This is a genomic window from Microcella alkalica (assembly GCF_014595885.1).
Lineage (GTDB): Bacteria > Actinomycetota > Actinomycetes > Actinomycetales > Microbacteriaceae > Microcella > Microcella alkaliphila_B.
In genome coordinates, this window is the sequence record NZ_JABUKC010000001.1 from 120,672 (window position 1) to 133,214 (window position 12,543).

8 protein-coding genes are annotated in these 12,543 nt (G+C 72.1%); 4 read left to right on the plus strand and 4 right to left on the minus strand.

From position 1 onward, the window contains the following. Positions 1–7: 7 nt before the first annotated feature. On the minus strand, positions 8–1,291 hold the full coding sequence (locus ID804_RS00565) for an ABC transporter substrate-binding protein (protein WP_317451120.1): 1,284 nt from the start codon (positions 1,289–1,291) through the stop codon (positions 8–10). A gap of 205 nt (positions 1,292–1,496) precedes the next feature. Between ID804_RS00565 and ID804_RS12305 the strand changes: the two genes are divergently transcribed. Together ID804_RS12305 and ID804_RS00575 are read left to right on the plus strand one after the other, a co-directional pair. Beyond that, positions 1,497–2,291: a M15 family metallopeptidase gene (locus ID804_RS12305; RefSeq protein ID WP_169077036.1), complete on the plus strand. Its 795-nt coding sequence runs from the start codon at positions 1,497–1,499 to the stop codon at positions 2,289–2,291. Between the two features lie 64 nt (positions 2,292–2,355). Beyond that, on the plus strand, positions 2,356–2,820 hold the full coding sequence (locus ID804_RS00575; RefSeq protein WP_169077037.1) for a hypothetical protein: 465 nt from the start codon (positions 2,356–2,358) through the stop codon (positions 2,818–2,820). 3 nt (positions 2,821–2,823) lie between these two features. Here the strand turns inward: ID804_RS00575 and ID804_RS00580 are convergent, their stop codons facing one another. Then, entirely contained in the window at positions 2,824–4,053 is a 1,230-nt protein-coding gene (locus tag ID804_RS00580; protein ID WP_169077038.1) for a MalY/PatB family protein, read from the minus strand. After that, positions 4,037–5,650, minus strand: coding sequence for a phosphoglucomutase (alpha-D-glucose-1,6-bisphosphate-dependent) (gene pgm, locus ID804_RS00585; RefSeq protein ID WP_169077039.1), 1,614 nt, complete (start codon positions 5,648–5,650; stop codon positions 4,037–4,039). The genes ID804_RS00580 and pgm overlap by 17 nt, the downstream gene beginning before the upstream one ends. Positions 5,651–5,756: 106 nt before the next feature. Between pgm and pheA the strand changes: the two genes are divergently transcribed. Together pheA and ID804_RS00595 are read left to right on the plus strand one after the other, a co-directional pair. Next, the gene (gene pheA / locus ID804_RS00590; RefSeq protein WP_169077040.1) at positions 5,757–6,707 is read left to right on the plus strand and encodes a prephenate dehydratase; all 951 of its coding nucleotides are present in this window, start codon (positions 5,757–5,759) and stop codon (positions 6,705–6,707) included. Between the two features lie 482 nt (positions 6,708–7,189). Next, positions 7,190–11,362 carry an endo-1,4-beta-xylanase gene (locus ID804_RS00595; protein WP_169077041.1) on the plus strand — a complete coding sequence of 1,391 codons (4,173 nt, stop codon included), beginning with the start codon at positions 7,190–7,192 and terminating at the stop codon, positions 11,360–11,362. Positions 11,363–11,434: 72 nt separating this feature from the next. On the opposite strand, the gene ID804_RS00600 is transcribed toward ID804_RS00595, so the two are convergent. After that, positions 11,435–12,526: a diacylglycerol/lipid kinase family protein gene (locus ID804_RS00600; RefSeq protein ID WP_169077042.1), complete on the minus strand. Its 1,092-nt coding sequence runs from the start codon at positions 12,524–12,526 to the stop codon at positions 11,435–11,437. Between the last annotated feature and the right edge of the window lie 17 nt (positions 12,527–12,543).

The following is a 12,543-nucleotide window of genomic DNA, read 5'->3' on the forward strand; positions in this document are numbered from 1 at the left end:
GTGCTGCTTAGCCGAGCGCGTTCACGTCGGCCACGAACTGCTCCCACGACGACTCGATCGTGTGGGTGCCGTCGGAGTCGACGCGCGTGAGCGCCTTCTGCATGGCGTCGTTGATCGGGAAGTACTTCACGCTCTTGAACGGCGCGACCTCGATCGCCTGCGAGCGGTTGATGAGGATCTCACCGACCGGGGCGTCGTTGAAGTACGCGTTCGTTGCGCCGGTGAGGGCCTCGCTGTCGTACGCCTCGACCTGGCTCGGGAAGGTGCCGGCGGCCTCGAACGCCGAGAGCTGCTGCTCGGGGGCGGTGAGCCAGGCGGCGAGTTTCGCGGCCTCCTCGGTGTTCTCGCCCTGGGCGGGAACGGTCAGGTACGAGCCGCCCCAGTTGCCGCCGCCGCCGGGGAAGACGTCGGCGACGTCCCAGCCGGTGACGTCGGGCGCGTTGCCCGAGATGACGCCGAGCATCCAGCCGGGGCAGAGCATCGTGGCGAAGGCGCCGTTGGCGAGACCGGCGAACCAGTCGTCGCTCCACTGGCCGAGGTGCGCCGACTGCGTCGCGCTGGCCTCGAGCACCTGCTCGTAGATGCCCTTGACCTCGTCGTTCTCGGTCGCGATGACCGTGCCGTCCTCCTCCTCGTAGGCGAACTCGACCTGGTTGATCATGCCCTGGTAGGTGGCACCGGCCGAGTCGAACCAGGCGGCGCCGGTCGCGTCGACGTACTGCTGGCCGACCTCGAAGTAGCGATCCCAGTCGCCCTCGAGCAGCGCGGCGACCTCGGTGCGGTCGGTGGGCAGGCCGGCGGCGGCGAAGAGGTCGCTGCGGTAGCAGACGGCCTCCGGGCCGATGTCGGTGCCGTAGGCGACGAGGCGGCCGTCGGCGTCGGTCGCGGCCTCGGTCTTCCAGTCGACCCAGCGGTCGGCGACCTCGTCGCTCGATAGGTCGGTGAGCAGGTCGCTGTACTGCATCATCTCGGCGAACCAGTCGATCTCGACCGCCTCGATGTCGGCCAGGCCGCTGCCGGCGCCGAGCTTGGTGAAGAAGTTGTCGCGGGCGTCGTTCGACGTCGCGGCCTTGTTGTGCACGATCGTGATGCCGGGGTTCTCGTCCTCGTACTGCTGCAGCAGCTCGTCGGTGTAGCCGAAGTCGTTGAACGTGGCGATCGTGAGGGTGATCTCGCCGTCGCCGCTCGAGGCAGCGTTCTCGCTGCTCGCGCAGCCGGTGGCGATGAGGGTGAGCGCGGTGGCGCCGGCGAGGGCGGCGGCCGCGGTGGTGCGTCGTCGTGAGGTGCTCACGGTCACTCCTTTGTGCGTGGGGGTGGGGCGTGAGAGCGCTCTCATTCTCAACACGTGAGAGCGCTCTCACGAATGCGGCCACGCTAGGGGCGCCGTTGCCGAAAAGTCAACAACGAATCTGGAACGGGTATGAAATGCCCGGTCAGGGGCGCTTCATCGACCCGCTGGCGACCGGCGTGTCGCGCCCGCGGGCTACACTCGACGGATGCCGCGCAGCCCCCAACCAGCCCCACCGCGGGCCCTCGTGGTCGGGCTCGCCATCGCCCTCGGGCTGAGCGCGTGCGCGCCGGCCGCACCGACGCCGACGCCCGATGCGCGGCCGACGGTCACGGGCATCCCCGCCCCCTCGCAGTCGCCGACGGCGACGCCGACCCCCAGCCCCGAGCCGACCTTCGACCGGGGTGCGCGCTCGATCGACGACCCCGCCTCGCTGTGGGTCGTCGCCAACAAGCTGCGCCCGCTGCAGCCTGCCGACTACGCGCCCGCCGACCTGCGCGCCGCCGACATTCCGTACGTCTACGAGCCCGTGCTGCGCGCCGACGCGGCGGCCGCCGCCGAGCAGCTCGTCGCCGCCGCGGCGGCCGAGGGCATCGCACTCGCCGCGCAGAGCACCTACCGCAGCTACGCCAGCCAGCAGCGCGTCTACGCCGGATGGGTCGCGCAACTCGGGCAGGAGGCCGCCGACCTCACCAGTGCCCGCCCCGGCCACAGTGAGCACCAGACCGGGCTGTCGATCGACTTCAGCGCGGTGCCGGCGAACTGCACCCTCGACCAGTGCTTCGCGCAGACCCCCCAGGGGCAGTGGCTGGCCGCCAACGCCTGGCGCTACGGCTTCCACCTGCGCTACCCGGAGGGCGCGACGCCCGTCACTGGCTACGAGTTCGAGCCGTGGCACTACCGGTACGTCGGGCCCGAGCTTGCGGCCGAGCTGCACGAGACGGGCATCCGCACGCTCGAGGAGTTCTTCGAGCTGCCACCGGCCCCCGACTACGCCGGCTGAGCGCCAGGTCACAATCGCCGTGAACCCCTGGATCGCGCGACGAGCCCGTCGTTAGCGTGGATCGATGGCCATTCGACACGACCACCGCCCGCTGCTCGTCGCCTCCGCCTCGCTCGCCTCCCTGCTCGGGCTCGCCGGCTGCGCACCCGACCACTCCGAGCGGCTCGAGGAGCTCGAGGCCGTCAACCTCGGCACCAACGCCGAGGTCGGGGCGGTCTCGTTCGACAACATGCTCGTCGTCACGCGAGGCGAGGGCGAGCCCGCCCGCCTCATCGGCGTGCTGCTCAACACCTCCGACGCGCCGGTCGAGGTCGGCATCGCCGACGCCGACGACGCCACGACCGTGACCCTCGCCGCGGGCGAGCAGTACGCCTTCCAGGAGCACGAGGTCGTCTTCGCCACCGCCGACGACCGACCGGGAGCACGCCTGCCGCTCACGCTCGAGGTCGACGGCGAGCGCGAGGAGCTGCCCGTGCCCGTGCGCAACGGCACGCTCGATTGGCTCGAGCCCTATCTGCCTGAGGCCTGACCGCTAGCGCACCGCCTCGGCGATGCGCTCGACGAGCAGCTCGACGATCGGCGTCGGCGTGGCGAGGATCATGCGCACGTGCCCGGCGCCGACCTCGCCGCACGCGCGGCCGTCGGTCAGCGCGATGCCGGCACGATCGCGCAGTCGCGTCGCCGGGTCGTCGCCGAGGCCGAGGCCGCGCACGTCGAGCCAGGCGATGTACGTGCCCTCGGGCATCCGATAGCCGACCTCGGGCAGCAGCTCGGCCAGCCGCTCGCCGAGCACGCGACGGTTGCGGTCGAAGTAGGCGACCGTGTGGTCGAGCCAGTCGCGGCCGTCGCGGTAGGCGACCGCGTTGGCGATGACGCCGAGCGTGCTCGCGCCGTGGCTCGCGAGCGGGCCGAGCGCCTGCCAGGTCTTCTCGGCCCTGTCGCTGCTCGTCACGAGCTGCGCGGTCTTCAGGCCAGGCAGGTTCCACGCCTTCGAGGCGGAGTAGGCGGTGATCGTGTGCTCGGCGGCCGCGTCGCTGATGCTCGCGTACGGCACGTGCTGCCGACCGTCGAAGACGATCGGCGCGTGGATCTCGTCGGCGAACACCGTCGCCCCGTAGCGGTCGACGACCTCGCACAGCGCCTCGAGCTCGGCGCGCTCGAACACGCGACCGCCCGGGTTCAACGGATTGCACAGCACCACGAGTCCGGCGCCGGCGGCGAGCGCCTCATCGATCGCGACCAGGTCGAGGGTGTGCCGGCCCTCGTGCACGGCGTTCGGCACCTCGATCACCTGCCGCCCCATCGCGACCGGCACCGTCAGGAACGGCATGTACGCCGGCGTCGGCACGACGACCGCGCTGCCCGGCTTCGACCAGTGCTCGATCGTCAGCTCCAGCCCGCGGATCACGTCGGCGATCGGGTGCACGCGGCTCGACGACACGCTCCAGTCGAAGCGCTCGCGCAGCAGCCGCGCCGTCTCGCGCGACATCTCGCGGCCCACGGCGGGCGGCAGGTAGCCGAGCTGGCGGCCGTCGATCGCGCGATGCAGGGCGGATGCCACGGCCGGCGCCGTGCCGAGATCCGACTCGGCCACCCAGGCGCCGACCGTGCCGGGGTGCATCGTCCACTTGAGGCCGCCGCGGGCGGCGAGCTCGTCGGCACTCAGCGCGTCCCACTCGGCGAAGAGCGCCGCGCGCTCGGCCGCGGGGGCGGGGTCGAGTTCCACGCCCGTCGCGCCCGCGGCCTCAGCGGAGGGCTGCATCGACGATCGCCTTCGCCTCGGCCTGCACCTCGCGCAGGTGCTGCTCGCCGCGGAACGACTCGGCGTAGATCTTGTAGACGTCCTCCGTGCCGCTCGGGCGTGCCGCGAACCAGGCGTTCTCGGTGACCACCTTCACGCCGCCGATCGCGGCGCCATTGCCCGGCGCCTCCGACAGGCGGGCCGTGATCGGCTCACCCGCCAGCTCGGTGGCCGCGATCGCGTCGCCCGACAGCTTCGACAGGGCCGCCTTCTGCTCTTTCGTGGCCGCGGCATCCACCCGCTCATAGGCGGGAGCGCCGTACCGCGCGGTCAGCCCCGCGTACAGCTGCGACGGCGTCGAGCCGGTCACCGCGGTGATCTCGCTCGCGAGCAGGGCGAGCAGAATGCCGTCCTTGTCGGTCGTCCACGCGCTGCCGTCGCGGCGCACGAAGCTCGCCCCCGCGCTCTCCTCGCCGCCGAACGCGACCGAGCCGTCGATGAGGCCCGGCACGAACCACTTGAAGCCGACCGGCACCTCGTGCAGGCGACGGCCGAGACCCGCCGCGACCCGGTCGATCATCGAGCTCGACACGAGCGTCTTGCCGATCGCGGCGTCGGGGCGCCAGTCGGGGCGGTGCGTGTACAGGTACTCGATCGCGACCGCGAGGTAGTGGTTGGGGTTCATGAGGCCGCCGTCGGGGGTGACGATGCCGTGGCGGTCGGCGTCGGCGTCGTTGCCGGTCAGCAGCGCGTAGTCGTGCTGGTGCGCGAGCACGCTCGCCATCGCGCTCGGGCTGGAGGGATCCATGCGGATCTTCTCGTCCCAGTCGAGCGTCATGAAGCTCCAGGCCGGGTCGACGAGCGGGTTCACGACCGTGAGGTCGAGGCCGTAGTGCTCGGCGATGAACTGCCAGTACTCGACGCTCGCGCCGCCCAGCGGGTCGGCGCCGACATGGAGGCCGGCCTCGCGCACGGCATCCATGTCGAGGATGCTCGCGAGGTCGGCGACGTAGTGCAGCCGGTAGTCGTACGCGTGCGTGTCGATCGCGGCACCGCGTCGCACGTCGGCCGAGCCGTCGGCGATGATCGCGTTCGCGCGGTTCGCGATCCACGTCGTCGCGTCGGAGTCGGCCGGCCCGCCGTGCGGCGGGTTGTACTTGAAGCCGCCGTCGCGCGGCGGGTTGTGGCTCGGCGTGATGACGATGCCGTCGGCCTGCGCGAGCCCGCTGCGGTTGTGGGTGATGATCGCGTGGCTCAGCGCCGGTGTCGGCACGTAGCCGTCGTGGGCGTCGACGAAGGCGGCGACGCCGTTCGCCGCGAGCACCTGCAGCGCCGTGCGCTGCGCGGGCGCCGAGAGGGCGTGGGTGTCGGCGCCGACGAAGATCGGCCCGGTCGTGCCCTGCGTCGCGCGATACTCCACGATCGCCTGCGTGATCGCGGCGATGTGCGTGTCGGTGAACGCGCCGTCGAGGCTCGACCCGCGGTGGCCGCTCGTGCCGAACACCACCCGCTGCGCGGGGTCGTCGAGGTCGGGCACGCGGTCGTGGTACGCCGCGATGAGCGCGTCGACGTCGACGAGGTCGGAGGGCTGGGCGGGGGTTCCGGCACGGCTCTGCATGCGCCCATCCAACCACCGGGGCCCGCGCGCGGCACAGGCTCTCGCGGGCTCCTCGCAGTCGCGGCCCGCCACGGCTCGCCGCGGCCCCGCCCCTAGACTGCGGAGCATGAGCGCCGCCCCCGACAGCACGCCCGCCTACAGCTACCTGGGCCCCGTCGGCACGTTCACGTGGGAGGCCCTGCGGCAGGTGCCCGAGGCCGAGGGTGCCGTGTGGCGCAGCGTCGCAAACGTCGGCGAGGCGCTCGACGACGTCATCACCGGTCGCAGCGTCGCGGCCATGATCGCGATCGAGAACTCGGTTGAGGGCGGAGTGAGCGCCACGCAGGATGCGCTCGCGACCATCCCGGGCCTGCGCATCATCGGCGAGTACCTGGTGTCGGTCGACTTCGTGCTCGTGGCCCGACCGGGCACGACGCTGGCGGATGTTCGGGTCGTCTCCGCGCATCCGGTCGCCTACGCGCAGTGCCGCCGGTTCCTGGAATCGGCCATCCCCAGTCACGGGCACGTGCCGGCGACCTCGAACGTCGCCGCGGCCGCGGGCCTGCTCGAGTCGGAGCTCGCCCAGGCCGCCGTCGCCCCTGTCGGCATCACCGCCCACCACGACCTGGAGGTGCTCGCCGAGCACATCGGCGACAACCCCAACGCCGTGACACGCTTCGTGCTCGTCAGTCGCACGCTCGGCCTGCCCGACCGTACCGGAGCCGACAAGACGAGCGTCATCGTCGAGCTGCCCGACAACGCGCCCGGTCGCCTGCTGGAGATGCTCGAGCAGTTCGCGACGCGCGGCGTCAACATGAGCCTCATCGAGTCGCGCCCCATCGGCGACGCCCTCGGCCGCTACCGCTTCGTCATCGACCTCGACGGCCACGTCCGCGACGAGCGCGTTGCCGACGCCCTGCTCGGCCTCAAGCGGTTCAGCCCGAACGTCATGTTCCTCGGCTCGTACCCGCGGGCCGATCGCCAGCAGATCGAGGTCGTCTCGCAGTACGGCGACGACGTCTTCACGGATGCCCGCGACTGGCTGCGCGGCATCCTCAGCGGCGAGCCGCTCGCGTAGGGGCCGCGCGGCCCGTGCCGCGTGCTGACCTCGGGTCGCTCGCGCCGGCCCCGGGTCGCTCGAGAGGCTCGAGCCGGGGTGTCGTCCGCCCGCTCGCCCCGTCGCCGCACGGTTCGCACACACCACCGTGGGCGGCATGCACTGCGTCGCGAAGCGCAGTGCATGCCGTGAACCGCAGTGCGTGGTCGAGGCTTGCGCGGCACTGCTGCGGGCGCGCGGCACGCCCGGGGGCGGCGGTCGCTCAGGCCGCCGCACCCGTTGCGATGGTCGCGCTCCCACCCCAACACCGCGAAAAACTTTCGATCTCGTTTCGGTAACAACATGTTGTACTGATCAACATATTCCTTGAATACCGGCCCTGCTCCGGCTTATCGTGGCCGAGTTTCCGCCACTTCCTCGCGCAAAGGAGCGCCATGCGTCGGCTACGACGAACCGAAACTTTCGCAGCCTGGGGGGCCGTCACGGCTCTCCTCCTCGCCCCGATGACCGCCACGCCGGCCCTCGCCGCCGACACGGTCGTCATCGACGCGGGCTTCGAGACCCTGCCGCTGCCCGCCGGTCTCCAGCAGAGCGGCAACCCCACCCTGTCGATCGTCGAGGTCGACGGCGATCCCGCCCTCTCGGTCGGCGGTCGCGCCAATGACTACGACGGCATCCAGACCGCCCCCGCCGCCCTCGCCGCGGGCACCACCTACCGGTTCTCGGTGGATGCCCGCCTCGCGGCCGGCACCGTCGGCACCGCCAACCTGCGCCTCGTCGTGAACTTCAACGGCGGCGGCGGCACGTACGCCTACGCCGCGGCCGCCGACGTCACCGCCGACGGCTGGACGACGCTCACGGGCGAGTACGCCATCCCCGCCGGCGCCACCGAGCCGAAGGTCTACACCGGCAGCGGCCCGCTCAGCGGCAGCGCCGACGCCTACGGCTTCGTGCTCGACGACTTCGTCGTCACCGCGCTCGACACCGCTCCGGGAGGACCCATCACGCCCTCGCCCGACGTCGCCCCCGGCGGCTTCGTGAATCCGACGACGACCGAGCTGGCCGCGGCCCAGGGCACCGGGAACGTCGCCGCGCTGACCTTCGACGACGGGCCCGCACCCGACACGGATGCGCTGCTCGACTTCCTCGCCGAGCAGGGCATCCCCGCCGTGTTCTGCGTGATTGGCTCGCAGATCCAGCAGCCCGGCGGCGCCGAGACGCTGCGCCGCATCGTCGACGAGGGCCACGTGCTGTGCAACCACTCCACCGGCTTCGCGAGCATGGACTCGCTCACCCCCGAGCAGGTGCAGGCCGACCTCGAGCAGAACCTCCGCATCATCCGCGAGGCGCTCGGCGACCCCGACGCGCCCGTGCCGTTCTTCCGCGCGCCCAACGGCGCCTGGGGTCAGACCCGCGAGGTGGCCGTCGCGCTCGGCATGCAGCCGCTCGCGGTGTCGAATCTCATCTTCGACTGGGACGGCAACGACCTGAGCGTCGAGACGCTCGAGGCGAACATCCGCACCGCGATGGAGCCCGGCCGCATCCTGCTCGCCCACGACGGGCCAGCCAACCGCGCCAACACCGTCGCAGCGATCCGCACCGTGGTGACTGAGCGCCTGGCCGAGGGCTGGAGCTTTACGCTCCCCGCCGGCACGCCTGCGGCGACCGACCCCGGCACCCCCGGCGCGGTGGTGCTCGAGACGAGCTTCGAGGAGGGCCTCGACGGCTGGCAGCTGCGCCGCTCGAGCAACCTCGAGGTGGCACCGACGGTCGACGTCACAACCGAGCAGGCCCGCACCGGCGCCCAGTCGGCGGTGGTCGCGAACCGCGGCAATCAGGGCGACGGCATCGGCCTGCCCGTGGTCGGCACGCTGCTGCCCGGCATCACCTACGAGCTCTCGGCCTGGGTGCGCTTCGCCGCCGGCCAGCCCGCGGGCGACATCTGGGTCACGCTGCAGGCCGACAGCGCGTTCCTCACGCAGGCGCAGGTCACGGGTCTGTCGAACGGCGAGTGGCGCGAGGTCGCGGCGTCGATCACGATGCCCGCCGGCGAGCTCGCGACGGGGCTGCTGTACTTCGAGACCGCCTACGACGGCGGAGCGGTCGGCAACACGAGCACCTTCTACGTCGACGACGTGACGATCACGCAGGCCGAGGAGCTCGTCGTGCAGGAGCTCACCCCCATCAAGGACACGGTCGACTTCCCGATCGGCGTGGCGATCGACTCGCGCGAGACGGGCGGCGCGCAGGCGCAGCTCGTGAACCGGCACTTCGAGCAGGTCTCGAGCGAGAACTTCATGAAGCCGGAGGCGTTCTACACCGCCGACCGGGAGTTCTCGCCGAACGCCGAGGGCGACTTGCTGATGGACTTCGCCGCCGAGAACGATCTGCGGGTCTGGGGCCACACCCTGGTCTGGCACTCCCAGACGCCGGCGTGGTTCTTCCAGAACGCCGAGGGCGCGCCGCTGACGACGTCCGAGGCCGACAAGCAGGTGCTGCGCGACCGCATGCGCCAGCACATCTTCGACGTCGCCGGCTACTACGCCGAGACGCACGGCCTGTATGGCGGCGGCAACCCGATCGTCGCGTTCGACGTCGTCAACGAGGTTGTCAACGACGGCTCGCAGTTCGACGACGGTCTGCGCCGCAGCGAGTGGTACCGCATCCTCGGCGAGGAGTTCATCGATCTGGCGTTCCAGTACGCCGACGAGGCCTTCAACGGCGAGTTCGCCGCGGAGGGCGCTGATCGCCCGGTGGCCCTCTTCATCAACGACTACAACACCGAGCAGCTCGGCAAGCAGGACCGCATGCGGGCGCTGCTGGAGCGCCTGCTCGACCGCGGTGTGCCGGTCGACGGGCTGGGGCACCAGTTCCACGTGAGCCTGTCGTTCCCGGTCGACGCGCTCGGTGCGGCGATCGACCGCTTCGCCGACCTGCCGATCACGCAGGCGGTGACCGAGCTCGACGTGACGACGGGCACGCCGGAGAGCGAGGCGCTCTTCGTCGACCAGGGCTACTACTACCGCGACGCATTCCGCGACTTCCGCGAGCGCGCCGAGGAGCTCTACTCGGTCACGATCTGGGGCCTCACCGACAACCGCAGCTGGCGCGCCGCCAACGGTGGTCCGCTGCTGTTCGACGCCCGCCTGCAGGCCAAGCCCGCCTACTTCGGGGTAATCGACGGCGAGCTGCCGGCTCCGCAGCGCTCGGCGAACGTGTTCGGCGCGACCGTCACCGACGTCGATGACGCGCAGTGGCAGCGGATGCCCGACACGCGCGTCGACGACGAGGTCGCCTTCCAGCTCCGCTGGGCCGGCGATGCGCTCACGGTGCTCGTCGAGGTCGCCGACGCGACGCCCGAGGCGGGCGACGCGGTCGAGCTCGAGCTCGACGGTGCGGTCGTCTCGGTGCCGCGCGAGGATGCCCAGCGCGACTCGGCCGACGGCTGGGCGACGGTCGTCGCGCTGCCGCTGAACGGCGCGGGCGAGGGCGACGCGGTCGGGTTCGATCTGCGCCGCTTCGACGGCGGCGAGCTGGTCTCGGCGTGGAACGCGCCGGGCGAGCTGGGCACGCTGACGCTGCTGGAGCCGCTGTCGTTCGTCGAGGTGGTCGAGACCGCCGAGGCGCCCGTCATCGACGGCGCGGTCGACGAGGCCTGGGCTGCGGCGAACGTCGTCGAGACGGGCAAGCAGGTCGAGGGCACGTCGGGTGCGTCGGCGACGGTGCGCACGCTGTGGCGCGACGACCGGCTGCTGGTGCTCATGGAGGTCGCCGACCCGGTGGTCGACGTCTCGGGCTCCGACCCGTGGATCCAGGATTCGGTCGAGATCTACGTCGACGCCGGCAACGTCAAGAACGGCCCGTACCGCTACGACGACACGCAGATCCGCATCAGCGCTGAGAACGTGCTGTCGTTCGGCGCGGGCGGCGATGAGGGCTTCCAGCGGGCTCGGGTCGAGTCGGCGACGGCGCTCGTCGACGGCGGCTACGTCGTCGAGGCGTCGATCAGCCTGCTCGACAGCAGCGGGCTCGGTACGGTGCACGGCCTCGACTTCCAGGTCAACGACGCGAGCGAGGGCGCGCGCACCTCGATCCGCAACTGGGCCGACCCGTCGGGCGCGGGCTACCAGTCGACGGCCCGCTGGGGCGTCGGCCAGCTCGTCGCGGCCGATGCCGGCGAGCCGGGCGAGCCGGGCGTCTCGATCGAGCTGGGTGCGTCGTCGGTGCGCGCCGGCGGCACGCTGCCGGTGAGCGTCTCGGGACTGGAGCCCGGCACCGAGCTCGAGCTCGTCCTCGCCGAGCCCTCGGCGGCGGATGCGCTGCGCACGGCCTCGGCGAGTCTCACGCTCGCCGCCGCGGCCGAGCTGCCGCTCGTGCTCGGGTCGTTCGTCGCCGACGAGTCGGGCGCCGTCGACGCCGAGGTGCGCATCCCCGCCGAGGTCGCCGCGGGCGACTACGAGCTGCGCGTCGTGGTCGCCGGGGAGGTGCTCGCGAGCGCCGACCTGCAGGTGACCGCGGCGGCCGGCCCGGGTGCCGGCGGACCGGGCGCGGGAGCACCCGGCGCCGGCGGGCTGCCCGTCACGGGAGCGCTCGGCATGCTGCCGCTGCTCGCGCTCGCGCTGCTGCTGCTCGTCGGGGGAGCGGTGCTGCGCCACCGCGAGCCCGCGATGCGCTGAGTCAACGGCTCGATCGGTCTGCGCCCGTCGTCCCTCCGGGGTCGGCGGGCGCAGCCGCGTCAGCGAGCGGCGTCAGACGACGGGCTCGTCGCGCGCCGCGACGCGCCCGGCCTCCTCGGCTTCGAGGCGCTTCGCCTCGGCCTCGGCCTCGGCGTCGGGCTTGACCGAGTGCACGTCGGCGGTCTGGGGCACGCGCACGATGAGCGCGGCCGGGTCGACGCGCACGCCGAGGCGGGTGATCATGCCCATCTCCTCGCCGTCGATCTCGAACTCCTCCGGGCCGCGGAAGCGCAGGTCGGCGCGACGGCCCTGGAAGTAGCGCAGCGGGCGCACGCGCTTGTCGGCGGCGATGAGGCGCCGCCCGAAGCGGCTCTTGCGCAGCACGCCGTTCTCCCAGATGACGGTCGTGCCGATGCGCACCCAGCCGAGCACGTTCTTCGGCCGCATCGCGACGATGTCGATGAGGCCGTCGTCGACCTTCGCGTCGGGCAGGATCGGCACGTTGCCCGGCAGGATGCCGCAGTTGCCGATGAGCAGCGTGCTCACGGTGGTCGAGCGGCTCGAGGCGCCGTCGAGCGAGTAGGTGACGCGCACCGCGTTGACGTCCTTGAAGATGCGCGCGACGGCCTCGACGTAGGCGAGCCAGCCGACCTTCTTCTTCAACTCGGGGTTCGTCGCGGCGATCATCTTCGCGTCGAGCCCGACGCCGAGCATCACGACGAAGACGTGCGAGGTCGCGGCGCCCTCGGCGTCGACGATGTCGACGACGCCGACGTCGATCGCGCGGTCGCTGCCGGTGAAGGCGGTGCGCACGGCGCCGGCGACGTCGTTGAGCGTGAGGTCGAGGTTGCGGGCGAGCAGGTTGCCGGTGCCGGCCGGCAGCAGCGTGAGGGGGGTGCCCGAGCCGCGCAGCCCCTCGGCCACGGCGCGCACGGTGCCGTCGCCACCGGCGGCGAGCACGACGTCGACGCCCTGCTCGACGGCGTGCCGCGCGGGGCCCTGACCCGGGTCGTCGACGCTCGTCTCGAGCCAGAGGGTCTCGGCCCAGCCGTGCTCGCGCTCGGCGATGAGCACGGCCTGGCGCACAGCATCCTCATCGATCTTGATCGGGTTGTAGACGACCGCCGCGCGGGGGCGACGGGCATCCTGCTGAGGCACGCTCATGGCGTCAGGCTAGGGCA

What these genes read in the sequence shown, in the direction of transcription:
- pheA (WP_169077040.1), top strand. Translation starts at nt 5,757, where the DNA reads ATGAGCGCCGCCCCCGACAGCACGCCCGCCTACAGCTACCTGGGCCCC.
- ID804_RS00600 (WP_169077042.1), bottom strand. Translation starts at nt 12,526, where the DNA reads ATGAGCGTGCCTCAGCAGGATGCCCGTCGCCCCCGCGCGGCGGTCGTC.
- ID804_RS00575 (WP_169077037.1), top strand. Translation starts at nt 2,356, where the DNA reads ATGGCCATTCGACACGACCACCGCCCGCTGCTCGTCGCCTCCGCCTCG.
- pgm (WP_169077039.1), bottom strand. Translation starts at nt 5,650, where the DNA reads ATGCAGAGCCGTGCCGGAACCCCCGCCCAGCCCTCCGACCTCGTCGAC.
- ID804_RS12305 (WP_169077036.1), top strand. Translation starts at nt 1,497, where the DNA reads ATGCCGCGCAGCCCCCAACCAGCCCCACCGCGGGCCCTCGTGGTCGGG.
- ID804_RS00580 (WP_169077038.1), bottom strand. Translation starts at nt 4,053, where the DNA reads ATGCAGCCCTCCGCTGAGGCCGCGGGCGCGACGGGCGTGGAACTCGAC.
- ID804_RS00595 (WP_169077041.1), top strand. Translation starts at nt 7,190, where the DNA reads ATGACCGCCACGCCGGCCCTCGCCGCCGACACGGTCGTCATCGACGCG.